Origin of the sequence: Streptomyces sp. HmicA12 (genome assembly GCF_000373565.1) — a bacterium.
Lineage (GTDB): Bacteria > Actinomycetota > Actinomycetes > Streptomycetales > Streptomycetaceae > Streptomyces.
Window position 1 is genome coordinate 1 of the sequence record NZ_KB891821.1, and the last position, 24,881, is coordinate 24,881.

At 69.4% G+C, this 24,881-nt stretch carries 26 protein-coding genes and 1 pseudogene; 16 read left to right on the plus strand and 11 right to left on the minus strand.

The genetic code is table 11. From position 1 onward, the window contains the following. The first annotated feature begins 56 nt into the window (after positions 1 to 56). Positions 57 to 1,337 (plus strand): IS701 family transposase, encoded by a 1,281-nt coding sequence (locus B072_RS0129030; protein ID WP_078506519.1) that lies wholly within the window; start codon positions 57 to 59, stop codon positions 1,335 to 1,337. A gap of 217 nt (positions 1,338 to 1,554) precedes the next feature. After that, positions 1,555 to 2,076 (plus strand): hypothetical protein, encoded by a 522-nt coding sequence (locus B072_RS0129035; protein ID WP_158689254.1) that lies wholly within the window; start codon positions 1,555 to 1,557, stop codon positions 2,074 to 2,076. Here the strand turns inward: B072_RS0129035 and B072_RS46890 are convergent. Next, positions 2,056 to 2,945, minus strand: a protein-coding gene (locus B072_RS46890; protein ID WP_199791108.1) for an IS5 family transposase whose coding sequence is annotated in 2 segments (ribosomal slippage) — positions 2,056 to 2,594 and positions 2,594 to 2,945 — 891 coding nt in all. Because the reading frame shifts where the segments join, the coding sequence is not laid out codon by codon here. The two genes, B072_RS0129035 and B072_RS46890, sit on opposite strands and share 21 nt — an antisense overlap. 49 nt (positions 2,946 to 2,994) lie before the next feature. On the opposite strand from B072_RS46890, the gene B072_RS0129050 reads away from it, so the two are divergent. Continuing rightward, positions 2,995 to 3,270 (plus strand): hypothetical protein, encoded by a 276-nt coding sequence (locus B072_RS0129050; RefSeq protein WP_018533479.1) that lies wholly within the window; start codon positions 2,995 to 2,997, stop codon positions 3,268 to 3,270. Between the two features lie 16 nt (positions 3,271 to 3,286). Beyond that, positions 3,287 to 4,249: an alpha/beta fold hydrolase gene (locus B072_RS0129055; protein ID WP_018533480.1), complete on the plus strand. Its 963-nt coding sequence runs from the start codon at positions 3,287 to 3,289 to the stop codon at positions 4,247 to 4,249. Positions 4,250 to 4,296: 47 nt separating this feature from the next. On the opposite strand, the pseudogene B072_RS49390 reads toward B072_RS0129055, so the two are convergent. After that, positions 4,297 to 4,810: pseudogene (locus tag B072_RS49390) on the minus strand (AbgT family transporter); the annotation flags it as partial. A 928-nt stretch (positions 4,811 to 5,738) separates the two neighbouring features. Here B072_RS49390 and B072_RS44275 point away from each other — a divergent pair. Beyond that, complete coding sequence (locus B072_RS44275) at positions 5,739 to 6,143, plus strand: FKBP-type peptidyl-prolyl cis-trans isomerase (protein ID WP_018533482.1); 405 nt, start codon at positions 5,739 to 5,741, stop codon at positions 6,141 to 6,143. A 124-nt stretch (positions 6,144 to 6,267) separates the two neighbouring features. Here B072_RS44275 and B072_RS0129070 read toward each other — a convergent pair whose 3' ends face one another. The 4 genes from B072_RS0129070 to B072_RS0129085 all read right to left on the minus strand — a co-directional run bounded on the left by B072_RS0129070 (position 6,268) and on the right by B072_RS0129085 (position 9,732). Next, entirely contained in the window at positions 6,268 to 7,062 is a 795-nt protein-coding gene (locus B072_RS0129070) for an MBL fold metallo-hydrolase (RefSeq protein WP_018533483.1), read from the minus strand. A 99-nt stretch (positions 7,063 to 7,161) separates the two neighbouring features. Continuing rightward, positions 7,162 to 7,953 carry an alpha/beta hydrolase gene (locus tag B072_RS0129075; RefSeq protein WP_018533484.1) on the minus strand — a complete coding sequence of 264 codons (792 nt, stop codon included), beginning with the start codon at positions 7,951 to 7,953 and terminating at the stop codon, positions 7,162 to 7,164. 14 nt (positions 7,954 to 7,967) lie between these two features. Beyond that, positions 7,968 to 8,795: an alpha/beta fold hydrolase gene (locus tag B072_RS0129080; protein WP_018533485.1), complete on the minus strand. Its 828-nt coding sequence runs from the start codon at positions 8,793 to 8,795 to the stop codon at positions 7,968 to 7,970. Between the two features lie 112 nt (positions 8,796 to 8,907). Further along, a complete protein-coding gene (locus B072_RS0129085; RefSeq protein WP_018533486.1) occupies positions 8,908 to 9,732 on the minus strand; it encodes an alpha/beta fold hydrolase in 825 nt (274 codons plus the stop codon). A gap of 282 nt (positions 9,733 to 10,014) precedes the next feature. Between B072_RS0129085 and B072_RS0129090 the strand changes: the two genes are divergently transcribed. The 4 genes from B072_RS0129090 (at position 10,015) to B072_RS0129105 (ending at position 12,347) form a co-directional block, all read left to right on the plus strand. Next, complete coding sequence (locus B072_RS0129090) at positions 10,015 to 10,992, plus strand: helix-turn-helix domain-containing protein (protein WP_018533487.1); 978 nt, start codon at positions 10,015 to 10,017, stop codon at positions 10,990 to 10,992. A 136-nt stretch (positions 10,993 to 11,128) separates the two neighbouring features. Further along, a complete protein-coding gene (locus tag B072_RS0129095; protein WP_026246415.1) occupies positions 11,129 to 11,503 on the plus strand; it encodes a VOC family protein in 375 nt (124 codons plus the stop codon). A 5-nt stretch (positions 11,504 to 11,508) separates the two neighbouring features. Then, the gene (locus tag B072_RS0129100) at positions 11,509 to 11,871 is read left to right on the plus strand and encodes an ArsR/SmtB family transcription factor (protein WP_018533489.1); all 363 of its coding nucleotides are present in this window, start codon (positions 11,509 to 11,511) and stop codon (positions 11,869 to 11,871) included. Next, positions 11,868 to 12,347, plus strand: coding sequence for an SRPBCC domain-containing protein (locus tag B072_RS0129105; protein ID WP_018533490.1), 480 nt, complete (start codon positions 11,868 to 11,870; stop codon positions 12,345 to 12,347). Before B072_RS0129100 ends, B072_RS0129105 begins: the two co-directional genes overlap by 4 nt. Positions 12,348 to 12,532: 185 nt before the next feature. On the opposite strand, the gene B072_RS0129110 is transcribed toward B072_RS0129105, so the two are convergent. Beyond that, the gene (locus tag B072_RS0129110; RefSeq protein WP_043244944.1) at positions 12,533 to 13,021 is read right to left on the minus strand and encodes a GNAT family N-acetyltransferase; all 489 of its coding nucleotides are present in this window, start codon (positions 13,019 to 13,021) and stop codon (positions 12,533 to 12,535) included. 149 nt (positions 13,022 to 13,170) lie between these two features. Here B072_RS0129110 and B072_RS0129115 point away from each other — a divergent pair, with 149 nt between their 5' ends. The 3 genes from B072_RS0129115 to B072_RS44280 all read left to right on the plus strand — a co-directional run bounded on the left by B072_RS0129115 (position 13,171) and on the right by B072_RS44280 (position 16,477). Continuing rightward, positions 13,171 to 13,665, plus strand: coding sequence for a GNAT family N-acetyltransferase (locus tag B072_RS0129115; RefSeq protein ID WP_018533492.1), 495 nt, complete (start codon positions 13,171 to 13,173; stop codon positions 13,663 to 13,665). Positions 13,666 to 14,205: 540 nt separating this feature from the next. Further along, a complete protein-coding gene (locus B072_RS0129120; RefSeq protein ID WP_018533493.1) occupies positions 14,206 to 15,525 on the plus strand; it encodes a beta-propeller fold lactonase family protein in 1,320 nt (439 codons plus the stop codon). Between the two features lie 223 nt (positions 15,526 to 15,748). Beyond that, positions 15,749 to 16,477 carry a DsbA family protein gene (locus B072_RS44280; protein ID WP_018533494.1) on the plus strand — a complete coding sequence of 243 codons (729 nt, stop codon included), beginning with the start codon at positions 15,749 to 15,751 and terminating at the stop codon, positions 16,475 to 16,477. Between the two features lies 1 nt (position 16,478). Here the strand turns inward: B072_RS44280 and B072_RS0129130 are convergent, their stop codons facing one another. Further along, entirely contained in the window at positions 16,479 to 17,177 is a 699-nt protein-coding gene (locus B072_RS0129130; protein WP_018533495.1) for a L,D-transpeptidase family protein, read from the minus strand. Between the two features lie 155 nt (positions 17,178 to 17,332). Here B072_RS0129130 and B072_RS0129135 point away from each other — a divergent pair, with 155 nt between their 5' ends. After that, entirely contained in the window at positions 17,333 to 18,028 is a 696-nt protein-coding gene (locus tag B072_RS0129135; protein WP_018533496.1) for a M15 family metallopeptidase, read from the plus strand. 20 nt (positions 18,029 to 18,048) lie between these two features. Here the strand turns inward: B072_RS0129135 and B072_RS0129140 are convergent, their stop codons facing one another. From B072_RS0129140 to B072_RS0129150, 3 genes are all read right to left on the minus strand, one after another. Then, entirely contained in the window at positions 18,049 to 19,887 is a 1,839-nt protein-coding gene (locus B072_RS0129140) for a SpoIIE family protein phosphatase (protein WP_078506621.1), read from the minus strand. Positions 19,888 to 20,037: 150 nt separating this feature from the next. Continuing rightward, a complete protein-coding gene (locus B072_RS0129145; protein ID WP_018533498.1) occupies positions 20,038 to 21,150 on the minus strand; it encodes a sensor histidine kinase in 1,113 nt (370 codons plus the stop codon). Continuing rightward, positions 21,147 to 21,815: a response regulator gene (locus B072_RS0129150; protein WP_018533499.1), complete on the minus strand. Its 669-nt coding sequence runs from the start codon at positions 21,813 to 21,815 to the stop codon at positions 21,147 to 21,149. Before B072_RS0129150 ends, B072_RS0129145 begins: the two co-directional genes overlap by 4 nt. 198 nt (positions 21,816 to 22,013) lie before the next feature. On the opposite strand from B072_RS0129150, the gene B072_RS0129155 reads away from it, so the two are divergent. From B072_RS0129155 to B072_RS48375, 3 genes are all read left to right on the plus strand, one after another. Continuing rightward, positions 22,014 to 23,291: a DUF418 domain-containing protein gene (locus B072_RS0129155; protein ID WP_026246418.1), complete on the plus strand. Its 1,278-nt coding sequence runs from the start codon at positions 22,014 to 22,016 to the stop codon at positions 23,289 to 23,291. A gap of 115 nt (positions 23,292 to 23,406) precedes the next feature. After that, entirely contained in the window at positions 23,407 to 24,324 is a 918-nt protein-coding gene (locus B072_RS0129160; RefSeq protein ID WP_158689255.1) for a hypothetical protein, read from the plus strand. Positions 24,325 to 24,561: 237 nt separating this feature from the next. Further along, entirely contained in the window at positions 24,562 to 24,834 is a 273-nt protein-coding gene (locus tag B072_RS48375) for a hypothetical protein (protein WP_158689256.1), read from the plus strand. Positions 24,835 to 24,881: the final 47 nt, after the last annotated feature.

The following is a 24,881-nucleotide window of genomic DNA, read 5'->3' on the forward strand; positions in this document are numbered from 1 at the left end:
CTAGTAGGACTCCGTTAGGTCTTCCGAATGGTCCTGATCAGGAGCATGTTGGATGGGTGGACGCACATGAAGTGAAGCGTGTCCGGGCGACGTTGGCGCTGTTCGTGGCGGATGTGTTTGCGTCGGTGTCGCGCAAGGACCAGCGGGCCAAGGGCGACTGCTATCTGCGGGGTCTGATGCTGGACGGGCGCCGCAAGTCGATCCAGGCGATGGCCTCGCGGCTGCCGGACGGTAACGAGCAGAACCTGCAGCAGTTCGTGAACCAGTCGACCTGGGATCCGGTGCCGGTGCAGCGGCGGATCAATGAACGTCTGCTGCCGCTGGTCAATCCGGTGGCCTGGGTGATCGACGATGTGTCGGTGCCCAAGGACGGCCGGATGTCGGTGGCCGTGGCCCCGCAGTACTGCGGGGCCCTGGGCAAACGCGCCAACTGCCAGGTCGCTGTCAGTGTCCACGCGGCGAGTGACACCGCCTCGTGCCCGCTGCAATGGCGACTGTTCCTGCCCGCCGAATGGGACTCGGACGACGACCGCCGGGCCAGAACCCTCATTCCGCCGGACGTCACGCACCGGGAGAAGTGGCGGCTGGCCCTGGAGATGCTCGATACCCTCGCCGAGTGGGGCATGTCGCCGCCGGCGGTGGTGGCCGACGCCGCTTACGGCACCAACGCCCACCTGAGGGCCGCCCTGCACAACCGCCACCTCGCCTACGTACTGGCCATCCGCGCCGATGTGACGGCCCATCCGTTCGACGCTGAGCCCGAGGCCCCGGCCCGCAAGGGGATGGTCGGCTGTTGGCCGCAGCCCCGCTACCGCCACCGGGCACCCTCCGTGGGAACCCTCGCCGCCGGGCTTGGGCGCCTGGCCTTCACCCCGCTCACCTGGCGCCAGGGCTCACGAGGCGAGTTGCGTTCCCGCTTCGCCGCCGTGCGGGTCCGGCCGGCCGGCACAGCCGTCGAGCGCCCGCTCAAATCCACCGCCTCGGCCGAGCAGGGCTGGTGGGACGGGATTCTGCCGGACTGCTGGCTGCTGGTCGAATGGCCCGCAGACGCGGAGACACCCACCGAGTACTGGCTGTCCAACCTGCCGGCCGACACTCCGGTCGCCGACCTGGTCACTCTGGCCAAAGTCCGCTGGCGCATCGAGCACGACTACCGCGAACTCAAACACGGCCTGGGACTTGACCACTTCGAAGGCCGGTCCTGGCCCGGCTGGCATCACCACGTCACCCTGGTGACCGCCGCCCAAGCCTTCCTCACCGAACAGCGCCTGTCCCCAAAAGTCCCCGCACCGGACTCACCCTCTACCAAGTCCTCGACGCCCTTCAGAACACGCTGAGGTGTTGGACCGGTATCTGCACCACCTGCCACCAGCCCCTACCGAGCCGACCTCCGAGAGCAAGACAGATCTAACGGAGTCCTACTAGGGCCTGTCTGATAAATGATCAAGCTGTGGGCGAGCGAAGTCGTCAACTGCGTGGCCACAACGGCAGCCACAGCCGCGAAAGGTCAGGCCCTTCAAACGGACGACATCGGCACGTGAAAGGCTGAGCCGCATGACCAGTGAAGCCGATGAACCACGTCGCAACCTGTTCCTCCGAGACGGCCTGGAGGCAGCAGACGTGGTAAGCGTTCACCGAGAGGCGCTTCGTGTCCTGCGAGACAGCATCGAGACGGCTCACATCGATGCCTACAGCGATATCGCCTGGCCACAGGAAGTGGCGCCCGCGTACGAGCAGGTGCTGTCGATGGCCGCCAACGAGGTAACCGAGGGCATCCGGTCTGCGAAAAGTGACCCCGTCATGGGGATTGACGTCGATGTCCGCGACGACACGCAATTCGACGTGCTTCTGGCCTTGGCTCCCTACACAATTCATGCCGAGGCGTGGGGACAGGGTCGAGAGATCTTCAGTGCCAGCGACACGGGCACAGCCCTGTGGATCTCTGTCACGTCAGAGCAAGAGGTTCGGCTCATGTCACGGCTCGCTGCGCTGGGTGTCCCGCAAACGGCGTTCACGACTCAACCTCGCAGGAGGCGAAGTCTGTTCGCCCGGTGGTCACGGCACCAGATCGCGTAGCCACAACATGAGCGAACTCAGCTGCAGTCCCGCCTGGTAGCGGGCGGCGAGCTTGTCGAACCGTGTGGCGACGGCCCGGAACTGTTTGAGCCGGTTGAAGCAGCGTTCCACGACGTTTCGGTGCTTGTCTGCCTCACGGTCGAATGCGGGGCGGCGACCGCCGGCGCTGCCCTTTCGACGCCGGTTGCCGACCTGGTCGGAGCGTTCGGGGATGGTGGCCTTGATGCCACGATGCCTGAGCGCGGCCCGGATAGCCCGCGAGGAGTACGCCTTGTCGGCCAGCACCCGGTCAGGTCGGCGTCGGGGCCTGCCCATCCCGGACCGGGGAACGTAAATGGCGTCCAGGACTGCGTCGAACATCGTGGAGTCGTTGACGTTGCCCGGTGTCAGGACGATGGACGGCGGCAGGCCTCGTCCATCGACGGCCAGGTGGACCTTGGTGGTCACCCCTCCCCGGGATCGGCCGAGAGCCTGCCGCGCCGCCGAGCGTTGCGGATCCCCCAATTTGTCCCCGCTGGGCTCCCTTTTCTACGGGCGCCGGCGGCGTGCTGGTGGGCACGATGGATGGTGGAGTCCACCGACACGGTCCACTCGATCCGGCCCACCGCGTCATCGCGGACCTGCACGTGCTCGAGCAACCTGGCCCATGTGCCATCGGCTTCCCAGCGGGCGAAGCGTTCGTAGGCGGTCTGCCACGGGCCATACCGCTCGGGCAGATCTCGCCACGGAGCACCGGTCCGCAGCCGCCACAGCACCCCATCGATCACCTGCCGGTGATCCCGCCAGGGTCTACCTCGCCCATCCATCGCAGGAAGCAGCGGTCGTATTTGCTCCCACGCCGCATCCGTCAGTTCACCTCGACCAGCCACAAGATCAATTATCAGACACGGCCTAGCCCTCGCCGGCATCGAGGTCGACGTGCCCGACGTCGTCGACGGCGTGTATCCGGATCTGGTGCACGCCGAGGACTGGGACGCCGCCGTGAAGGTCGCCTCCGCGTGGGTCGACGACGCGGCGGCGCTGCGGTTCGCCGAGGAGTTCTGCCTCTTCGGCACCGCCGACGAGATCGCCCGGCGGCTGCGCGCCCTGCGTGCCGACGGCGTGAGCGGGGTGTTCCTGCAGCACGTCGGCTCGTACGACCCGCCCACCGACCTCATCGAAGCCGTCGGCGCCTCGGTGCTGCCGGCTCTCTGACGAAAGCGACCCGCGCATGACGGACAGAACAGATACGACGGACACGAGCGCGCTGCGGAAGGGCTATGTCCCCAGCCGCTTCGGCCAGTTGCACTACGTGGAGTGCGGCGACGGCAAGCCTGTGCTGATACTCCACCAGACGCCCCGTTCCTGGACGGAGTACCTCGACGGGCTCCCCCTGGTCGATGCCCGGTACCGGGCCATCGCGATGGACACCCTGGGCTACGGGGGCTCCGCGAAGCCCGCGGGCCCCCATTCCGTCGAGCGGTTCGCGGATGCCGTGGGCGATCTGGTCGAGGCGCTCGGTCTCGACCGGTTCCACCTCGTCGGCCATCACACCGGCGGGGTGATCGCCGTCGAGGTGGCGGCCCGCTTCCAGGACCGGGTGGCGAGCCTGATGCTGTCGGCGGCCGCGTTCGTCGACGACGACAAGCGCAGCGGCGCGGGCGGGCACGGCCGTGTCGACCACGTCGACCCGAAGGCCGACGGCTCCCATCTGCAAGAGTTGTGGGACAGGCGGCGGCGCTTCTACCGGCCGGGCGAGGAGGCCGCCCTGACCCGGTATGTCATTGACGCGCTGACCGTGCTCGACCGGGTCGAGGAGGGGCACGAGTCGCTGCGCCGCTATGCGATGGAGCCGCGTCTGCCGCACATCACCACGCGCACCCTCGCCGTCTGCGCCTCGGGCGACCATTTCTCGCTCCCCTCCCTCCGGAAGTTCGCGGCCGCGCTCGGCTGCGAGACACGTGTGCTGTCCGACGGACACGTGGCGGCGCCGGAGCAGGTGCCGGTCGAATTCGCGCAGACGGTCCTCGCGTGGGTGGGGCGGTCACTTGAAGCCGATGCCCGCCCCCGGGACCAGCGGCGGGCCGAACCCGTAGAACACCGCAAGGATGGCGAGCCACACCGCCAGGAACGGCACCACGAAGATCGCGGGGCGGGAGATGAGCGTGCCCGGACGGGCCCCTCCGGTTCGTAGCGCTGGAGCAGGGCCAGGAGCAGGAACACGTACGGGTTCATCGGGGTGATGACCGCGGTCGCCGAGTCCCCGATGCGGAACGCCGCCTGGCTGAGTGCCGGGTTCATGCCGAGGAGCATGAACGCGGGGACGAAGACCGGCCCGATCAGCGACCACAGCGCCGAAGTTGAACACGGCGATCACCTGCGCGGCGACAAACATCATGACGACGTACCCCGCCATGTTCCTCACCGCGTCGGTCATCGCGGTGACGACGCCTTCCGAGCCGCTCAGCGTCTTCACGGTGAAGCCGTAGACCGTTCCCGCGAGCAGGAACGCGCCGAAGAGGACCGGGACGATGCCGGACAGCAGCGGGGACGGCACCAGTGCCCCACCGTCGCCGCGCAGCGGCGCGCCGTCGGGCAGCCACAGGGACAGCACCACGGCCGCGTACGCGACGACGGTCAGGCCGGTGAACAGCAGTCCGCGGCGCTGGACCGAGGTCAGCCGGATGTCGTCGTCCACCGACCCGTCTCCGGACTCGTGGGCGGGCAGGCGCGGGCGCAGATTCCGGCGCCACACCGGCCGCCACGAAACAGGAGGAGGCGCCCCGGCCCAGCACGGAAATCATCGCGAACGGGCGGCTCGACGGGAAGCCCTGGGCCCTCAGCGTCGACGTGTGGAAGCGCGCCGCCGACACTCAGGAAGCGGGCCGCCTGTGGAACTCCATGAAGGAGATCGAATATCCGGACCCTCAGCGCGCGGGCGGCCCCGGAGGACCTCAACTAGTCGACACAGACTGGTACTTCGCCAACCTTGAGGTCGGACAGCGGCGCTCGTTCGTGGATGACGGAGCGCTCAACGCAGCCGGGGACCGCGAGGTCGAGACCAGCTGGGGGAAACTCACCCCGACCGGCCCCAGCTGGTTCGTCTTTGGGCGGACCGCACCCGGAGTCCACTCCGTCGAGTGCACCTGGGAAGACGGGCACAGGGCCACTCCCCGGCTGCGGACGATCGCCGGAACCGACAACCGGTTCTTCGCGGTCGACGCCCCCGCCCCTAAACCGACGGCCGGACCGCCCCGATGCACGGCGACGGGCTGCTCTGTTCACAGGCGCATGAATGGTCGCGAAGGGCGCCGGGACGAGCGACGTCGCCCTCGCGATCGGGACCCGTCTCGCGATCGGGACCCGTTGATCACCTCGCGGTGATCGCACGTGCTGGCGACCGAGGTGCCGCCCGCCCTCAGGCCCGCCGTCGATTCAGCAGCCACCACGAGGCCACCAGGGCCTCGGTGCGAGCCGCGTGTTCTGCAGATGGACGAAAGTCGGATTTCCGGGCCGGTTCCGCGCCCGCCGAGGCTGTCTGCAAGCGGCGTTGCCAGCGACATGGGAAGTGACCTCCAGGCGGATTTCGGCACGCCCGGTAGCGTGTCCATCTGCCGCATGGGGTGTCCATGTGTCCGGCCGACCCGTGCGGAGGGCATTCGGCGGAGAGCGATGAGGGTGCAATGAGTGAACTGACGAAGCCCGAGATCGACGTTCCGGAGGGTGACGCGCCCACCGAGTTGACCGTCCGGGACCTGGTCGTCGGGGACGGGGCCGAGGTGAAGCCGGGCATGGTGGTCCGGGTCCACTACGTCGGGGTGACCTTCGAGTCCGGGAAGGAGTTCGATGCTTCCTGGGACCGGGGCGAGCCGTTCAAGTTCGCCCTGGGCAGTGGCAGGGTCATCAAGGGCTGGGACCGGGGAGTGAAGGGGATGAAGGTCGGCGGTCGACGCGAGATCATCATTCCCCCACGTCTCGGCTACGGCAATCAGTCGCCCTCACCGTTGATCCCGGCGGGCTCGACCCTCCTCTTCGTGGTGGACCTGCTCGACTCGTACTCCAGCACCACCGGGTGGAGCAACACCTAGCGCTGCTGCGCAGGACCGTGGCATCGACGGCGTCCGGCGCTTCGTGGACGGCTTCTCGTCTCTTCTCTCGGCAGTTCGTGTTACCGCATCAGGGCAGGCCGACGCTGCGGGCCGTGATCATCGGTCAGACGACGGTGAGGTGAGGGCTGCCCCGTGGCAGCCAAGTGAATGGCTTGCCGCGCTCCGAGGGCAGGGCCTGCAGTTTCGCGGTGAGGGCCTCGGGCCCCTCGCGGAAATGTTGCCAGCCTTCGTAGTGGACGGGATGGATCGTCTCGGGCTGGACGGTCTCGTACAGGTCGAGGGCGTCGGCAGCGGTCATGGAGTAACGGACGGGGCCGGTGAGCGGGAACCGGACGCCGCCCAGGTGCAGCAGGACGGTGCCGGGACGAAGGGCTCGGGCGGCCTTGCGTACGGCGCCGTACAGAACCGTGTCACCGGTGATCCACAGCGGACCGTGCTGCTGGCCGGGCCAGGCCAGGGCGAATCCGATGACCTGCCCGGCGAAGGGGCGGCTGAGGGGCGGGCCGTGACGGCAGGGGGTGGCGGTGACCTCGATGGGAGGCCGGTTCGGTGCCAGCAACCGGGTGGTCTGCCCGGCCTTGAGGCCCCGTACGGTCGTGCCGCCCAGCCGGCGCGCCCCCGCACGGGTCGTCACCACCGCAGGGACGCCGGCGAGCAGGGCGCGGCCGGCGTCGTCGAGGTTGTCGCCGTGATGGTCGTGGGTGAGCAGCACCGCGTCGACCGGTCCGATCTCCTGGGGGCTCAGCGCGGGGCCGGTGAGTTTGCGGGAGGACGTCCCCCAGCCGAAGGAGTACGTGCGGCCGGGTGGATCGAAGGTCGGGTCCGTCAGCAGTCGCCAGCCCGCGAACTCGACGAGGACGGTGGGGCCGCCGATGTGGGTGAACCGGACTTCGGTCATGGACGCCTCCTGATGCTGCGGCGCCCGGCGGAGCCGGGCACCGCGCTCTGTTGACAGGCTGTCGGTCAGTCAGGTGTCGATCGGTCAGGTATCGGTAGGTCAGGTGTGGTCGAGGGCCCAGGCGAGGGCGTGGTCGGCGATCTCCTCCCAGCCTTTCTGGGCGGGCATCAGATGGGACCGTCCCGGATATTCGACGATGTCGGTGACGGTGTTCGACTTGTAGTGCTTGGCGTTGGACCGCTGGATCTTCGGCGGCATCAGGTGGTCGTTCTCCCCTGCGACGAACAGCAGCGGAGCGCGGTCGTCGTTTCGGTAGTTCACGTACGAATCGGCATGGCCGGGATGGATGTTGGCCAGCGCGCTGCCCCAGAACACATGGCCGGAGGCAGGGACGTGGTAGCGCTCGTACAGGGCGCGGGCCTCGTCCTCGGGGAAGGTGTTGGTGAAGGCGTAGCGCCACTGGTCGTAGGTGAATCCGACGGCCTTGTGCCGGTTGGCCGGGTTCTTCAGCACCGGGAACGTCGCTTTCAGCTGTGACAGCGGGACCGCCGCCACTCCTTCCGTGGGCGCGGAGTTGATGGCCACTCCGGCGCTGCCGTATCCGTGGTCGAGCAGGATCTGGGTGAACACGCCCCCGGCGGAGTGGCCCATGATGATCGGCTTCGTGCCGAGGCCGTCGATCAGCTCCTCGAGCGACGAGATGATCGAGGGAACGGTGAGTTCCTCGATCGGGGTCGGGTCGGCGTTGAGCGCCTCCACCTCCACCTCGAACCCTGGGTAGGCGGGGGCCAGCACCCGGAAGCCCTGGGACTGGTAGCGGGTGATCCAGTGTTCCCAGCTGCGGGGTGTCACCCAGAAGCCGTGGACGAGGACGATGGTGTCCGGTTTCATGAGCGTTCGCTCCTTCAACGGGTGGCGGCGTAGGCCGCCTTGATGATGTCGGCGGCGGCTTCCGGGTGGGAGATCATGACCACGTGCGAGGACCGGATCTCGGTCACCTTGCTGCCGGCGCGCTTGGCCATGAACCGCTGGGCGGCGGGCGGGATGACCTTGTCCTGGGTCGGGATCAGGTACCAGGACGGGATGGTCTTCCAGGCGGGCGCGCCGCTGGGGCCGCTGAGGCCCTGGACGCTGCCGGGGCGCTGGGTGGCCGCCATGAGACGGGTCCGGGAGGCGGGCAGGTCGGCGGCGAACACGTCCCGGAACTTCGCGGCGTCGATGTAGCCGTCGGTGCCCGGTTCGCCGCCGGGCACCGGGTAGCTGCGCGGGATCAGGGCGGCGCCCAGTTCACTGCCGGGGAACTGGCCCGCGAGTTGCAGCGCGCTCTCGCCCTCGTCGGGCGCGAACGCCCCCATGTACACGAGAGCCCTGATGTTGGCGTGGCCGCGGGCGGCGTTGGTGATGACGACGCCGCCGTAGGAGTGGGCCGCCAGGATGACCGGGCCTGGGATGGTGTCCACCACGCTGGAGATGTACGCGGCGTCGCCCGCGGTGTCCCGCAGCGGGTTGGCCGGCGCGATGACCGGGAAACCGGCCTTCTGCAGCAGCGCGATGGTGTCGTTGAATCCGGAGGCGTCGGCGAACGCCCCGTGCACGAGCACGACGGTCGGTTTCGGCCCCTTCTCGGCCTGCCCGGACTTCTGGGAGGTCGCCTGGGCGGAGACCGCGCCGGCGACGATGAGCACGGCGGCGGCCAGTGCCGTCAGCAGACGGCGCAGTTCGGGAACACGCATGAAGAACCCTTTCGGACAGGAGGGTTGGACCGTGCGGATTGCGGACGTGCCGGTGGGTGGCGCGGTCGAGAACGGTGCTCGGGTGGCGGTGGCGACGCGGGGGCGGTGGGGTTCAGGAGGCGAGGAACGCGAGCAGGTCGGCGTTGAACTCGTCCTTGAACGCGCCCACCAGACCGTGCGGCGCACCCGGATAGACCTTCAGCGTCGCGTCCTTGACGAGCTTGGCCGATTCCAGGCCGGCGGCCACGATCGGGACGATCTGGTCGTCGTCGCCGTGGGCGATGAAGGTGGGGATGTCGAAGCGCCCCAGGTCGTCGGTGAAGTCGGTCTCGGAGAACGCGCGGATGCAGTCCAGCGCGCCCTTGAGCCCGACCTGCACGCTCTGCAGCCAGAACGCGTCCGAAACGCCCTGCGAGACCTTCGCGCCGGGCCGGTTGAAGCCGTAGAAGGGCAGGCTCAGTTCGGCGTAGAACTGCGATCGGTCGGCGGACACCCCGGACCGGATGGCGTCGAACACCTCGATCGGCAGACCCTGCGGATTGGCGTCGGTCTTGAGCATGAGGGGCGGCACCGCGCCGAGCAGGACGGCCTTGGCGATCCGGGACGTGCCGTGCCGGCCGATGCAACGGGTCACCTCGCCGCCGCCGGTCGAGTGTCCGACCAGCACGGCGTCGTGCAGGTCGAGGGTCTCGATCAGCTGGGCGAGGTCGTCGGCGTAGGTGTCCATGTCGTTGCCGTTCCACGGCTGGCCGGATCGGCCGTGTCCGCGGCGGTCGTGTGCGATCGCACGGTAGCCGTGGGAAGCCACCAGGTGCAGCTGGTCGTCCCAGGCGTCGGCGTTCAGCGGCCAGCCGTGGCTGAACACCACCGGTCGGCCGCTGCCCCAGTCCTTGTAATAGATCTTCGTGCCGTCGTGGGTCGTGATGAAGTTACCCATGGGAGCGCTCCCGTCAGCGGCCGGTGCCGGTGTCCGTACCCGACTCAGTGAGGGGGATCGTGCCAGTGCCGCGAGCCAGGTTCTTTGCTTTGTGTGCCGAGAACTGTTCCCTGCGTGCCAAGGCGCGGTCCGCCCCAGTGACTGCTGTGGCGGACGGTGAAGAACCAGGCGTAGGTGGCCCAGCAGTACGTCGATCCACCCCTGCAAGCCACTGGCGGTGTTGAAGAATCCGGAGGACGGGCACGGCAGCGGAAGGCCCGCTGCTGCCGCTCTGGGGGGACCATGCTGGTGCTGGACACGGCGGACCTACCTGCCGCCGACCGCATCGAGGCCTATCACGCCGTGGCCGTCGGCGAGAGCGGCAGCTGCTCGGTGGAGCAGGAACATCCCGAGGCCGGCATCCGGAAGCGACTGGAAGTCTGGAACTTCGGCCCGCTGACCCTGTTCGCCACGCGCGGCTCGGGCATGCGCATCTGGCGCACCCCGCGACACGCGCGATGCGACTCGATGAACACCGTCTCGATCATCACCCAGAGCCAAGGGACGGGCGCATTCACCTGGAACGGTCATCAGCAGCACGTAGGTCCCGACGCCCTGGCTCTGGCGCAGAAGACCGCCGGTTACGAGTACGCGTGGTCCGGGGAGGGCCTGTCCGTCGCGTTCATGGTCGACACCGACCGTCTCGGCCTGCCCGAACATCTCGTCCGGACCTCGATTCCGCTCCTGCGGCACAGCAATATCGCACCTCTGCTGCTGCATCACATACGGAGCCTGTATCACCGCGCCGACCAGCTCAGCGCCGACCCCGGCGCCGAGGCGCTCGCCTCCGCCACCCTCGAACTCACCCGCGCCCTCATCGTCTCGGTGGCCGCCGACGAACGGACCCGGAGGTCGGTCGCGGAGGACACCCTCCTCACCCGCGTCCTCGCCTACATCCGCGCGCACTTGACCGACCCCGCGCTCACTCCCCACAGCATCGCCGCGGCCCACAACATCTCCGTACGAACCCTCTACCGGCTCTGCGAGCAAGGCGGCCTCGGCCTGGAGAAATGGATCATTCGCCGACGCCTCGAAGGCGCACGCCGCGACCTGGCCATGCCCGAACACGCCCACCGCACCATCGAAGCCGTCGCCCGGTCCTGGGGCTTCACCAATCCCAGCAACTTCTCCCGCCGCTTCCACCAGACCTACGGCGCCACGCCCCGCCAATGGCGCCGCCTCCACCACCAGGCAGCCTTCTCACCCCTGGACGAGGCGTAGGGCGATCGGGGCGCGTGGCACGCCGCGCGCCCCGATCATCCGCGGTGACCGGCAGCCGCCCAGGGTCCACGCATCCCACTGGTAGGGGATTCCCTACGGTTGACGCGTAGGAGAATCCCTACCTATCGTGGTCGGCATGAACATCACCCACGCCTCCTTCGTCACGGTCCCCGTCTCCGACCAGGACAAGGCCCTTCGCTTCTACACGGACGTGCTTGGCTTCGAGGTCACCGCGGACCTCCAGATGCCGCCCGGTCGCTGGCTCCAGGTCGCCCCGAAGGGCGCACAGACCGTGCTCACCCTCTCCGGCCCCGGCATGGGCGACTTCACTCCCGGAACCACACGAGGGATCATGTTCGTGACGACAGACGTGGACGCGGACTGCGCCAGGCTCAGCGAAGCCGGAGTCACCGTGGACGGCCCGACCGATCTCCCCTGGGGACGTATGGCCGGCTTCCGGGATCCCGACGGCAACGGCCTGATGCTGCTGACGGAGAAGGAAGGTTTCTGACCGAAGTGGTCAACCAGAGCGCCCAGGGCCAGGACCAGGACCAGGACCAGGACCGGCTCTTCGCCGCCCTCGCGAACGCGACCCGGCGCGAGGTGCTGCGACTGCTGCGCGACCAGGGCCCCCAGCCGGTCCAGGCACTCGCGGACCACTTCGCCATGCGCCGCCCCAGCCTCTCGGAGCATCTGAAGGTGCTCCGAGATGCGGGCCTCGTCTCCGAGGAGCGCCAGGGCAGACAGCGCATCTACTGCCTGGAGGCGGCCCCGCTCGCCGAGGTGCAGGACTGGCTCCATCCGTACGAGCGGTTCTGGCGCGAGAAGCTGAAGAGCCTGGGCGATCTGCTCGACCGCATGCCGGACGATCAGGTATGACGATGCCCCAAGCGCCCGACGGTCCCGATGAGGACGACCTCACCACGATCAAGGTCGATCACTTTCTGGCCCATCCGCCCGCCAAGGTCTGGCGGGCCCTGACCGAGCCCGAGCTGATCGCCCAGTGGATGATGCCCGGCGACTTCCGCCTGGAGGTCGGCCACCGGTACACGATGACCGCCGTGCCCCGCCCCAACACCAACTTCTCCGGCACCATCCGGGCCGAAGTCCTCGCGTACGACGACGAGCGGATGCTGAGCGTCCGCTGGCAGGACGCCGTCGAAGGTCAGGGGAACAGCGCCGACTGGACCATCACCTGGACCCTGGAGCCAGAAGGCCGCGGCACACGTCTCTTCCTGGTGCACACAGGCTTCGACCCGGACGACCCGGCCCAGCGGATGGCGCACCGGATCATGGGCGGAGGCTGGCGTTCCTACGTCATCAGCGCGCTGGAGAACGTACTGGACATGTACTGACGGAGGCACCGAAGGCGTACACGCCTCGAGAGCAAGCGCCCGACGCCGTAACCGCGCGGGACCTGGCCTCGTCCGTGGATCGCGAACACCTTGCGGACGAGGTCGAACGGGCCGATGTACGTGGCGAGGTCGGAGCGCGGTGTACGCCCGATCAGCCTCTGGTCGACGACCACCAGGCGGCCCCCTTAGGACAGCTCCTTGCGCATCACGGTGCACATCGTCTCGTGGCGGCGCAGTGTTCCGTCGGGGGCTTGTTCGTCCCACGCGTCCGGCCGACGGTCGTACGCCACGTAGCCAAGACGTTCATAGAGCGCGCGGGCACGGGGGTTGCTGTCCTCCACGTCCAGCTCCGCCTGCCGCAGCCCGCGGCTCACGATGCGCTGTTCCGCAGCCTCGATGAGAACGGTGCCGATTCCGCAGGACTGCAAGGCGGGATGGACGGCCAGTTGCCACAACGTACCGACCCCTCCCTTGACCCGGTAGTCGACGCCTCCCTTGGCGACCGGGATATCGGCAGAAGCACAGACCGCCAGATAGTCGACGTCCCCGCGTCGGGCACGGTCCAACTGCACCGCCATCCCTGCGAGATGGCGGGCGGAACCCGCCCAGCCGCACGACGCAAGATCCGCGTGCACCAGATCACGGACGGTCAGACTCAACTCAACGCTGGCCACCTGCAGCACCTCCGACGTGCCAGCATCCCGGTCACCCCGGACCGGCGCAACGAAGAATCCGTCGCTCCGCACCGGCCGCCGCTCGCCGGATCACCCTGGCGCCAGAACAATGGACGGACTGGGCAGAGCACCCGCGCGAAGGGGCTTTCATGCAGGACACGCCGGATGACGTCATCGTGGGCGAGGCAACCTCGCTCGTTCCCGCCACCGAGGAGCATCTCCCGCTGCTCACCGACTGGTTCGCCGACCCCGAATTCGTCCGCAACTGGGGCGGGCGGCCTCTCACCCGCGCAGAAGTCGCCGCCAAGTACACCGGACGCCGCCGCCCCGCAGTGGTGTCGCTACTGGTCCTCAAAGGCGTCGCACCCGTGGGATACGCCCAGTACGTTCCTGCCGGCCCTCGCGACGGCGGCATCGACATGGCCCTTCTCCCCCACGCTCAGGGCCAGGGCCTCGGCCCGGATGCCGCCCGCGCCCTCGTCCGGCACCTGCACGCCGTCATGGGCTGGGACCGCGTGACCGTCGATCCCGAAGCGTCCAACCATCGGGCCATCAGGGCATGGACCAAGGCAGGCTTCCGCCCGGTCGGGCCGCAGGGAAGCCGACTACTGATGGAGTGCAGGCCCTCGCCGTCGTCGGCGTAGGTGATGGGACGACCGGTCGGGGCGGTCGTACCTTGCCTTGGCGACGCGTCGACAGACACCGGTCCCGACCGACACAGGGGCACCGGGTTCCACGTCAGCGACCTTGCCCTGCAGGAAGGGCAGTTGAGCCGAGACCGGTCGGCGCTGCGCCAAGTTGTCAGATGGACACGCTCTTGCCATATTCCGACAATTCCGAAGATTCAGATACCGAGTTGTCGGGCGAGCGCGATGATTCCGGTGACGTCGCGCCGGGCATCGGCGCAGTTCGCGACGTACGAGGGCCCTGCGGACCGGCGGTTCAGGCGACGGTCGGCGGCAGGGCCGGTACGACCGCACCGCTGCCGGTCCTCGGGGCCCTTCGGGACCCGCTGTCAGGGGTGCGGACACGCTGAAGGGGGAAGTTCGTTGACCCGTGCACCTTTCAGACCGGCCGCACTGTCGGGCCGCGTCGCACGTTCCGCATCGGGCAGGTTGCCTTGGGCCGTCTGGAGGCGGCGGCTGACCTCCGTCGCCGCCGGCGGAGCCCTGGCCCTGACGGGCATGGCGACCGTCCCCAGTCCCGCGCAGGCCGCCACCGGCCCGACGGCGTACGTGGCCAACTTCTTCGGCGACACCGTTTCGGTGGTCGATACGAGCACGAACACCGTCACCGACAGCATCACCGTCGGAAACAGTCCGGTCGGCGTGGCGGTCAACCCCGGCTCCGGGCACGCCTATGTGACCAATTTCGACGAGGCCACCGTCTCGGCGATCGACATGGACACCAACGCGGTCACCGCGACCGTCCCTGTCGGCAGCAACCCGCTCAACCTGGCCTTCGATCCGTCCGGAACCCACGCCTACGTCGCGAACAGCGGCGGGACCACGGTCTCGGTGCTCGACACCGCGACGAACACGGTCAGCGCCACCATCCAGGTGGGCAACTCCCCGAACGGGGTGGCGGTGAGCCCGTCGGGCGCCACCGCCTACGTGACCAACAACAACGAGGCCACGGTCTCGGTCGTCGACACCGCGACGAACACGGTGACCGCCACCGTCCCGGTCGGCTCGTCCCCGACCGGTGTGGCCTTCAGCCCCTCCGGGGCCTTCGCCTACGTCACCAACAGTGGCGGGACCACGGTCTCGGTGCTCGACACCGCGACCGACGCGGTCAGCGCCACCATCGCCGTCGGGACCTCCCCGAACGGCGTCGCGTTCAACGCGTCGGGCACCCGGGCCTACGTCGCCGACCGGGGCAGCGACGACGTGAAGGTCATCGACACGGCGACCAAGGCCGTGACGGCGACCGTCCCCGTCGGCGACGGTCCGGCCAGGGTCGAGGCCGCCCCGTCCGGCACGGTCGTCTACGCGACCAACGTGAACGACGGCACCGTCTCCGTGATCGACACCGGGACCAATGCCGTCACGGAGACGATCAGCGGGTTCTCCGGCCCGTACGGCGTGGCGTTCGCCGCCGCACCGCCGTCGGCACGTGCGGACATCGACGTCAACCTCACCGCGCAGCCGCGCCTGAACCTTCTGGTGCCGTACCTGTCGTACACCCTCACCGCCCACAACACCGGACCCGAGGCCGTCACGTCGGCGACCCTCACGGCCAAGCTCCCGGCCGGCGCCGGCGCCACCAACCTGGCCTACGGCTGCACCGTCTCCGGCACCACCGTGACCTGCGACTACGGAGCCATCGCGGACAACGCGAGCGTGAACAAGACATTCCGCGTCCCGCTGCACCTGCTGCACCTCGGCCCGGTCAAGGTCTCCGGCCTGCGCACCACTTCCTCGCCCACCGATCCCCAACCCGACAACGACACGGCGTCCGTCACCTGCAACGCCGTCTCCATCGTCCTCGTCACCTGCCCGTGACACGGCACACGCGGTGATGCCGGGGCTCTGCCCCGGCCTGCGGCCCGACTGCCGGTGCGCGGTCGGGCCGCTTCCCGTCCCGCCCGTGCCGGACCGCGCGGCGGGGAGGAACTCCCTGCCGAAAAGTGCCGATGGTCCCGGCCCCACCGGGCTTTCGCCGTCCGCGCGCCCGGCACGGCACGCCTAGCGTGGAGACGTCATGCGCCGTCGGAAAGGGTGCGTCGTGAAACAGCAAGCTGTCCTGACCGCGTCCGTGGCCGTGCTGGGAGCGGGCCTGGTCCTGAGCGGCTGCGCCTCCACGAACAGCGGGCAACAGGCGAGCCTGCACGACGACGGTGCGACGTCTGCCGTGCGGGAGGTCCCCGACGCCGCCGACCTGTCCGGCGTGAGCGCGGAGGCGCGGGGCGGAACCATCGTGCTGGGACGGTCCGACGCGCCGCACACCGTGAAGGTCTACGAGGATCCACGCTGCCCGTACTGCAAGGACTTCGAGCAGGGCGGCGCGCGGGCCCTGGCGGGTCCCGTGCGCGAGGGCAAGGTCAAGGTCGAGTACACCATCGCGTCGTTCCTCGACGCGCGACTCGGCGGCTCGGGCTCCGCGAACGCGGCGAACGCGCTGCGGGCCTCCGTCGACGCGGGACAGTTCCCCGCCTTCCACGCGGCGGTCTTCGCCGACCAGCCCGACGACGAGCGCCAGGACGCCTTCACGGCACCGTACTTGCTGAAGATCGCCGACAAGGTGGGCAAGCTCCGCGGTGCCGCGTTCGACAGCGCGATCAGCGACGGCCGGTACACGTCCTGGGTCGCCCGGGCGATGAAGTCCTTCCGGGACGACGGCGTCCAGGGGACCCCGACCGTGCGCATCGACGGGAAGAAGGCCGACGGAGGCGAAGCCGCTCTCTATCGCGAGGCTTCCTTCGCCGAGGTCCTGCGGGCAGCCGGGATCTCGTAGGTCAGGTGCCCGGCTTGCGGCCGTAGACGAACACGTCGTCGCCGGTCTTCAGCAGCGACCAGTACTTCTTCGCGGTCGTCTTCGTCATGTTGACGCAGCCGTGCGAACCCGGCGGGTTCCACATACTGACGCCCACCGAGTGGAACGCCTCCCCGCCGTCGAAGAACTGGCTGTACGGCATCGGCACGTGGTAGATGCTCGACACGTGGTCGATGTGCCGCCAGTAGATCTTCTTCAGGCCGGTGCGTGTCTCGTACCCGTTGCGACCCGTGCGCACCGGGACCGGTCCGTAGACGAGGTTCTTGCCGTCCTGGATCCAGCTGAGCTGCAGAGTGAGGTCGACACAGGCGATCCGGCCCTTGTTCACCGGGCACTTGCCCGCCTTGTTCGGGTTCTTGCCGACGGCTTTCTGTTTGGTCATCAGGTCCATCACGCCCCAGGTGACGGGGCCCGCGTAGCCGATGTTCGGGGTGATGCCGTGCTTCGTCTGGAAGGCCTTGATGGCCTTGCAGTCGGCGGCGGACTGCTTGCCGTCGACCGGGCGGCCGAGAAACTTCTCCACCTGTTTCTGACGCGGACCCGTCTGTGTCGTACAACTGCCGGCCGCCTGAGCCGGTGCCGTGCCGAGCGCGAGCGCGAGCGGCGCGACGAGCCCGGCGACCGCGGCCGCGCCGACGACCCGTCTGCGATGGTCCCCCATGACCGATCCTCTCCCTGGGTTGACTCTGCCCGGCTAGACGAGTCCTCGGGCACAGGGGTTGTACGGGCCGGCCGGCTGATACCGAACGATGACAACCGCAGCCCAGCGGCACTGTCTTGCCGAACTTCTCAGAGAGCCACATCTACGGTCATAACGTGCAAAACGTACCGCGCTCCGCGCTGGCCGCCCTCGCCGTCACCGCAGTCCTGCTGACCACCCCTCCCGCGCAGGCGCAGCCGGCTTCTTCCACCGTCCCCACGAGCACGACCACGACCGCGGTCGTGCCCGGCCTGAAGGCCGTGGTCTCCGCCGCGCCCGCCGCGAAACTGGCTCACACCTATCGACGCGGCTGCCCCGTCCCACCGGGACGGCTTCGTCTGATCCGGATGAACCACTGGGGCTTCGACGGCAAGGTGCACCGCGGCGAACTGATCGTCAGCCGACAGGCCGTGAGCCCGATGCTGTACGTGTTCGGGCGCGCCTTCGCCGCGAAGTTCCCCATCCGGCGGATGAAGGTCATGGCCGAGTACCGGGGCAGCGACACCGCCGCCATGAAGCAGGACAACACCTCCGCCTTCAACTGCCGTGCCGTGACCGGGAGTCCGGGCAAGAGGTCCCAGCACTCCTACGGCAACGCCATCGACATCAACACGCTCGAGAATCCCTATGTCGACACCTCGGGCCGCGTCTACCCACCGGCCGGCCGTCGTTACCTGCGCCGGGATCGGCCCGTCAAGGGAATGATCCGGCGCGGGGATGTGATCACGACTGCCATGCGCAAGGTCGGCTGGCAGTGGGGCGGCCGCTGGGCGCACCCGGATTACCAGCACTTCTCCGCCAACGGGCGCTGATCCGGACCACGGTCAGGAGGTCACGGTTCCTCCGGTCCGTCCTCGTCGAGTTCGAACCAGACCGTCTTGCCTTCGGGCTCGGGGCGGATGTTCCAGCGGTGGGCGAGGAGGTCGAGGAGGACCAGACCGCGACCTGAGGAGGACAGTTCGCCGGGGGCGCGGCGGTGCGGGACTTCGTCGCTGCGGTCGGTGACCTCGACCCGTAGGTGGCGCCGCCCTTGGACACCGCTGATCTCCGCGCTGAGGACGGCGGCGCATTCGGTGTGGACCAGCACGTTGCCGAGAAGTTCGGAGGCGAGCAGGACCACCGTGTCGACGTGCCCGGGGCGGGCCCAGTCGTGGAGCAGCCCCTGGAGCTCGATCCGCGCGTCGGCGAGCCCCTGCGCCTGATCCTGTTCGAGGGTCAGGCGCAGATGCCGCCCCGGGCGGTCCGCGGACGGGTCGGACGGGTCGCGGCGCAGGAGGATGAGGGCGATGTCGTCCTCCGTGAAGGAGGTGGTCCGAGCGCCGGGCTGCGCGGTGTGCGGGGCGACGACGGCGTTCAGGAGCCGGTCCGCCAGACCGTCGATGTTCTCGGCGGCACCCGGGGTCAGGGCGTTGCGGACGCGGAGCCAGCCGGAGTACATGTCGTGGCCGCCGTTCTCGATCAGGCCGTCGGTGCACAGCATGAGGATCTCGTTCTCACGCAGGGTGACGACGCTGACCGGGTAGTCGTCCTCTCCCAGGTCGAGTCCGAGGGGCAGGCCGCCGCGCACGTGTTTGAGGAGGCAGGTTCCGTCCGGGAGCCGCAGGACGGGGTGCGGATGCCCGGCCCTGGCGATGCGCAGGATGCCGGTGGCCGGGTCCGCCTCCAGGTAGATGCAGGTGGCGAAGCGGTCCTCGTCCAGCGACGCCAGGAAGTGGGAGGCCCGCACCATGACGGCGTTGGGGCCGTGGCCCTCGACGGCGTAGGCATGGATCGCGGTGCGCAGCTGGGACATCAGCCCCGCGGCATGGACGTCGTGGCCCTGGACGTCGCCGATCACGAGGCCCAGACGCCCGCCGGGCAGGACGATGCTGTCGAACCAGTCGCCGCCGATCATCAGTCCGCCGCCGGTGGGCACGTACCGGGCGGCGACGGTCAGCCCCTCGACGCCGGGGCCGACGCGGTCCATGCTGCTGCGCAGGTTCTGGGACAGCGTGTGGTCGGCCCGGCCGTTGTAGGTGTGTTCGATGCTCTGTCCGAGCAGCCGGGACAGGGTCATCAGGAAGGTGCCCAGGCCGTCGGTCATCGGTACGGGGGTGTCGAACGCGGCCAGCCATACGCCCGTGAGCTGGCCGTACGTGACCAGCGGGAGATACGCCCAGGTCTCGTATCCCGTCCGGTCGGCGACCGGCCAGGCGGTCGGGAACCGGTCGCGGTATTCCTGCGGGGAGGCCAGGAACACGGGGCGTCCGGTGCGGGTCACCTGTGTGGCGGGGTGATCGATGTCCAGCGGCAGGCGGAACGCGTCGCCCTCCCCGTCGCGCAGACCGAAGTGTCCGACGCAGTGCAGGAACTCGCGGTCGGCGCGGAAGACCGCCTGGGCCGCAAGCGGCAGCTCGGTGCCGGACAGCTGGGAGATCAGGGTGAGCGCCTCCGCGAGCGATTCGGCCCGGGCCAGGGCATGCCCCGCGACGAGCAGCTCGGATCCACGGTGTCTTCTGCGCTCCGGCGGCTCGGCGGAGCCGTCCGCGGCCGGTCCTGCCAGCCGGTTGAGGGCCTCGACCTGGCGCACCTCGGCGTCGCGCTCCTCGGAACCGCCGTGCTCGTGCCCACCGGCCACCTGCGGCACTCCCGTCTGCTCGGCCCGTTCTGCCTTCTCCCGCGCTCCCCCCATGTTCCGACGATCGGCCGTGTCGCGCCTGCTCGGGCGGGCACCCGGTGCCGTCCGGGCTGAACGGGTGACGCGGATGGCCCGTAGAACGGGGTCATCGGTGACGGAGCCGGTACTGCCCTGCCCGACTGCACGGCGGGCGGTCGACCGGCATCAGTCCGCGTGCCCGGTCGGCAGTTCCAGCCGGAGCGCGAAGCCACCCTCAGAGGTCGGGCCGAAGGTGATCGTTCCGCTGAGGAGTTCGGCACGCTGACGGAGTCCGACCAGGCCGTGGTGGGCTCCGGGGAGGCTGAGTGCCGGGCGCGTGGGGGCGGTGTTCGTGATGACCGCGCGGAGCAGGGCGTCGCGATGATGGATGCGGACGGTCGCGCTCGCGCCGGGGGCGTGTTTGCGTACGTTGGTCAGCGCCTCCTGCACCGTGCGGTAGACGGCTCGCTGCAGCGTGGGCGGCAGGCCGTGGGGCAGATCGGTCTCCAGCACCGTCTCGATTCCGCTGGACCCGATCAGCTGCCGGAGGTCGGTGAGCGAGGGCTGCGGGGTGAGTTCGGTCGGGCGGGTCCCGGAGGCGCGCAGCACGCCGATCATGTGTCGCAGTTCGTCCAGGGTCTGCACGCTGAGCCGCCGGATCGTGGCACCGGCCGCTCTGGCGTCGGCGTCCTGATTGCTCACCTGGAGCGCTCCGGCCTGCACGGCGATCAGGCTGACCTGGTGCGAGACGACGTCGTGCATCTCCCGGGCGAGCTGTGCGCGCTCCCTCGCCAACACCGCCTGAGCCGTGAGCATTTGCTGGTGCTCGCGGACCTCGGTGATCTCGGCGAGACGGAGCGACAGCTCTCTGCGGGCCTGGACGAGCTGTCCCAGGAAGACCGGGGCGGCAGCCGTGGCGAGGGTGTACGTGATGTCGACGAGGTTGTAGGTCTCGGCGAGTTCGTCGACCTCCAGGTACGACCACGGCCACGGCATGAAGTCGCAGACGGCGAAGGTGAGGGCGCAGCCGACGAGCAGCGGGCGGTTCCGGGAGAGCGACGAGAGCGTGTAGAGCGCGACGAGAGTGGCGAAGGCCGCGTCCGTGATCAGGGAGGTGGGGAGCGTCAGCAGGAAGGTGAGGCGCGGCAGGTGCCGGCGCAGCATGAGCGCGGCCACCGCGAGGAGCGCGGCGCTGACGGCCATCGGGTCCCCGTCGTCGACGTTGACCCACACGTCCGCCAGTGCGGCGGTCACCAGCCCGATGTCCAGCAGCACGAGGGGCGGCCGCCGGAAGCTCATCGGTCGCCCCTGCCCCGGTCGCGTTTCAGGACGCCCGCGCGCTCGGCGAGCAGCGCGGCCTGCACCCGGTTGCCGACCTCCAGCTTCTCCAGCACGGCGCTGACGTGCCCCTTGACCGTGCCGACGCTCAGGTGCAGGCGCTCGCCGATGTCCGCGTTCGCCAGGCCCTTGGACATCAGGGCCAGGACGTCGCGCTCGCGCTCGGTCAGCCGCTCGACCCGGTGTACGGCCAGCGGCTCGCATCCGCTCCGGTCCAGGAATCCCTTCACCACCGAGCGCGCCACCTGCGACGACAGCACGACTCCGCCGTCGACCAACGTGCGTATCAAATGCGGGAGTTGATTCGGGTCGGTGTCCTTGAGGAGGAACCCGTCGGCGCCCGACCGCAGAGCGACCTCGATGTACTCGTCGGCGTCGAAGGTGGTGAGCATGGCCACCACCGGCGGGTCCGCAAGGCGGCGCAGCGCGGCCAGCACGGTGAGCCCGTCCACGTCGGGCATGCGGATGTCCAGCAGTACGACATCGGGAACCAACTCCCCCACGGACTGCACGGCCTGGCCGCCGGAGACGGCCGCCACCACCTCGATGCCGTCGGCAGCATTGAGGATGTGGGTGAAACCCGTACGGACGAGTGCTTCGTCGTCGACCACCAGAACCCGGATCATGCGCGCTCCACTCGCCGCCGGCCGTCATCCGATGCGTACCACGCGGGCGCTCGGACGTCTGCGGTGTCCGCGCACACTCCGGCCGGTGGACGGCAGCAGGCATCCGTCGATCGGCGGGCACGCCCCGGCCAACCGGACGGGGCGCTTCGGAAAGTCGACGGGTGGGCCGCGACGGGCCGTGCACGGACGCTGAGAGGCATGACAGATGAAGCGTCTTCGGCCGCGCCACGTGCGGCGTTGCACGAGGCGGCGGCCCCCGGCCTCCCCTCCGTCGCCGCCTCTTCCTCCCCTTCGAGCGCTCGCCTGATCGGCCTCGACCTGGCCCGTGGCCTCGCGGTCTTCGGCATGTACTCGGCGCACGTCGGCCCCGACGTCACGGTGGGCGGCCCCGTGGGCTTCCTCCTGGAGACGGCCCGCGGCCGCTCCGCCGCGCTGTTCGCCGTGCTCGCCGGGTTCTCGCTGGTCATCATCACGGGCCGACCCCGTCCCCGGCGGGGTCGTGCCGGGCGGCAGGCGGCGGCCCGGATCGCGCTCCGCGCCGTGGCGCTCATCGCGCTCGGCTACGCCCTGACCTCCCTGGACACCGACGTCGACGTCATCCTCAGCTACTACGGACTGCTCTTCCTCCTGGTCCTCCCGCTGTACCGGCTGCGGGCCGCGACACTCGCACTCATCGCCACCGCCGGTGCCCTGTTCCTTCCTCAACTCCTCTATCTGATACGGATGTTGCTCGACGACGGAGCCTGGTCGGGCATCGTCGTCGCTGCGGATCCGCTGGCCCGGATCACCGGCTCGGACGGCATCGTCGAGCTGCTGTTCACCGGCGACTACCCGGCACTCACCTGGGCACCGTTCCTGATCGCGGGCATGGCGGTCGCCCGCCTGGACCTGACCCGTCCGGGGATCCGCTCCCGGCTCGCCCTGATCGCCGCGGGGCTCGCCGTGACGGGCTACGGCTTGTCCTGGCTGGCACTGCGTCTGATACCTCACGCGCTGAGCGCCGTCGCGGCGGCCACGGACGGCGGTTCCGCCTCATCGGCCTGGTGGTCCGACACGGTGGGGGAACCCGAGAACGGCATGGCCGGCGCCCCGCTCGCCTGGCTCCTGGTGGCCGCGCCGCACAGCCAGACCACGCTCTCCGTCGTCGGCAACACCGGCGTCGCGCTCCTGGTCCTGACCGGCTGCCTGGCCGCCGCCGACCGTCTGCCGCGCCTCGCCCGAGCGGCGGCACCCGTCGCGGCGGTCGGCACGATGGCCCTGACCGTCTACGTCCTGCACATCATCGCTCTCTGGTTCCTGAACGACGTCTGGTACGTGGCCGCGGTCGAGGACGAAACGATGGCCGCGCTCCCGGTGCTGCTCGCCTTCATCGCGGGCGCACTCCTGCTCGCCGTGCTGTGGACTCGCCGCTTCCGGCGCGGCCCCTTGGAACACCTGCTCCACACCGCCACCCTGCCCGCGCGCCACATCCGTTGACCACCAGGAGTGCCGGGAACCGGAATCTTTCGGTGGACCAAGAAGCCCGAGGAACGCGTGAGGCCCGTGTGTCCGGCAGGATGTTCCGACGGATTCTTACGGGAGGACTTCAGCAGTGAGCAGCAACCAACCCGGCCCGTACGCCGGTCGGCCCCCACAGCCGGCACCCTGGGGCGTACAGCCGGGCCCGTTCGTGCAACCGGGCCGGCCGGGACAGCAGCCCGGTCCGTACGGGCCGCCGGGCGGGCCCGGGTTCACCGGTCAGCCGCAGTGGGGCGGATACGGGATCCCGCCGCAGCCCGGCGGTTACCCGCCGCGCCGTGGCGGGGCGGGTAAGACCTTGGGGATCATCGTCGGTGCGGGGTTGGCGCTGGCGTTGATCGGCGGCACCGCGTTCTGGTTCCTCGGCCGGAAGGGTCTCGACGACGACGGCCCGCACAGACTGACCGCACCGTCGACGATGTCGTTCTCCACGTACTTCCGTTTCGGCGACGAGTCCGACACCGACGTCACCCTCGGGAGCGAGGACACCCAGGAGTTGGAGAAGATCGACATCAGGAACCCCGAGCCGATCGCCGCGAGCTATTCCGAGGAGTACCTCGACAACCTCGACACCTCGGACCCGGACGCGGTCCAGGACAAGCTGCGGAGCCTGAAGAACAACGCGCGGTTCAGCGTCACGGGCGCGTACGGGGAGATCGCCGACCCTCAGCTGGCGTTGACCCAGTACCTTGCCCTGGTGTCGGATCGTCTCGCCACCACCTCGCAGAAGAGCGGCACCCATGTCGTCTCCCTGCTGGGCGTGCCCGAGGAAGCGGAGGCGGACTCGCTCGACGGGGCGGTGATGCAGTGCGCGAACCTCGATGTGGACAACTTCGAGACGAGCGAGGACACCACGACGACGGTGTGCGCTTGGGCCGACTACTCGACGATCGCGCTGGTCACCCCGTACAACGGGATTCTCGGCCTGTCGACCGAGGAGGCGGCTGAGCTCACGGGAAAGATCCGTGGCGACATGCGCGTTCCGCGCTAGGCAAGGTGGCGCGGAGGAGTCTTTGGTGTTCGGCGGTGCGAGGCCTGTCGGGCTTCCGCCGCCGGCACCTGATCGGACAGGAAGGCGAGAACGGCCGGCATGACGTCGAGGCCGTTGTGGCCGGGTGGTTGAGGGTGAAGCGGTAGAGCGGGCCGCGGTCCGTCTCGGGGGCGAGTAGGGGTAGGCGAGGGTCGAGACCAGGCCGTCGTACTCGGCGATGGGCAGATGGTTGCCGGCGTGCGCGACGAACGTGGCGATGGCGTGTGCGGTGGCCTGGTCGGGGGCGGTCACCGTGATCAGCACGCCGAGTTCGCGGGGCAGGAGGGACTCGGGTTCCGTACCCGCGAGGACGGTGCCGCCGCCGTAGAGCCGGTAGTCGATGTCGATGGTGGCCGGGTCCACTTCGCCGTCGAACACGTCGAGGATCTCGGCGTCGAAGTACTGCTGGGCGAACGGCAGGAGTTTGGGCAGGGCGTCGATGACGACGCAGGTCGCGGACGCCGCCGATGATCACGGTCTGGTAGCCGCCGAGTTCGGCGCCTTCGAGCTGGCGCGAT

Excerpts from the sequence above, each read along its gene's own strand:
- B072_RS0129115 (WP_018533492.1), top strand. The coding sequence starts at position 13,171 with ATGCAGGACACGCCGGATGACGTCATCGTGGGCGAGGCAACCTCGCTC.
- B072_RS0129140 (WP_078506621.1), bottom strand. The coding sequence starts at position 19,887 with ATGGGGGGAGCGCGGGAGAAGGCAGAACGGGCCGAGCAGACGGGAGTG.
- B072_RS0129055 (WP_018533480.1), top strand. The coding sequence starts at position 3,287 with ATGACGGACAGAACAGATACGACGGACACGAGCGCGCTGCGGAAGGGC.
- B072_RS0129080 (WP_018533485.1), bottom strand. The coding sequence starts at position 8,795 with ATGCGTGTTCCCGAACTGCGCCGTCTGCTGACGGCACTGGCCGCCGCC.
- B072_RS0129035 (WP_158689254.1), top strand. The coding sequence starts at position 1,555 with ATGACCAGTGAAGCCGATGAACCACGTCGCAACCTGTTCCTCCGAGAC.
- B072_RS0129155 (WP_026246418.1), top strand. The coding sequence starts at position 22,014 with ATGACAGATGAAGCGTCTTCGGCCGCGCCACGTGCGGCGTTGCACGAG.
- B072_RS0129090 (WP_018533487.1), top strand. The coding sequence starts at position 10,015 with ATGCTGGTGCTGGACACGGCGGACCTACCTGCCGCCGACCGCATCGAG.
- B072_RS0129120 (WP_018533493.1), top strand. The coding sequence starts at position 14,206 with ATGGCGACCGTCCCCAGTCCCGCGCAGGCCGCCACCGGCCCGACGGCG.
- B072_RS0129130 (WP_018533495.1), bottom strand. The coding sequence starts at position 17,177 with ATGGGGGACCATCGCAGACGGGTCGTCGGCGCGGCCGCGGTCGCCGGG.
- B072_RS0129070 (WP_018533483.1), bottom strand. The coding sequence starts at position 7,062 with ATGACCGAAGTCCGGTTCACCCACATCGGCGGCCCCACCGTCCTCGTC.
- B072_RS0129085 (WP_018533486.1), bottom strand. The coding sequence starts at position 9,732 with ATGGGTAACTTCATCACGACCCACGACGGCACGAAGATCTATTACAAG.
- B072_RS0129145 (WP_018533498.1), bottom strand. The coding sequence starts at position 21,150 with ATGAGCTTCCGGCGGCCGCCCCTCGTGCTGCTGGACATCGGGCTGGTG.
- B072_RS0129105 (WP_018533490.1), top strand. The coding sequence starts at position 11,868 with ATGACGATGCCCCAAGCGCCCGACGGTCCCGATGAGGACGACCTCACC.
- B072_RS0129150 (WP_018533499.1), bottom strand. The coding sequence starts at position 21,815 with ATGATCCGGGTTCTGGTGGTCGACGACGAAGCACTCGTCCGTACGGGT.
- B072_RS0129095 (WP_026246415.1), top strand. The coding sequence starts at position 11,129 with ATGAACATCACCCACGCCTCCTTCGTCACGGTCCCCGTCTCCGACCAG.
- B072_RS0129075 (WP_018533484.1), bottom strand. The coding sequence starts at position 7,953 with ATGAAACCGGACACCATCGTCCTCGTCCACGGCTTCTGGGTGACACCC.
- B072_RS44275 (WP_018533482.1), top strand. The coding sequence starts at position 5,739 with ATGAGTGAACTGACGAAGCCCGAGATCGACGTTCCGGAGGGTGACGCG.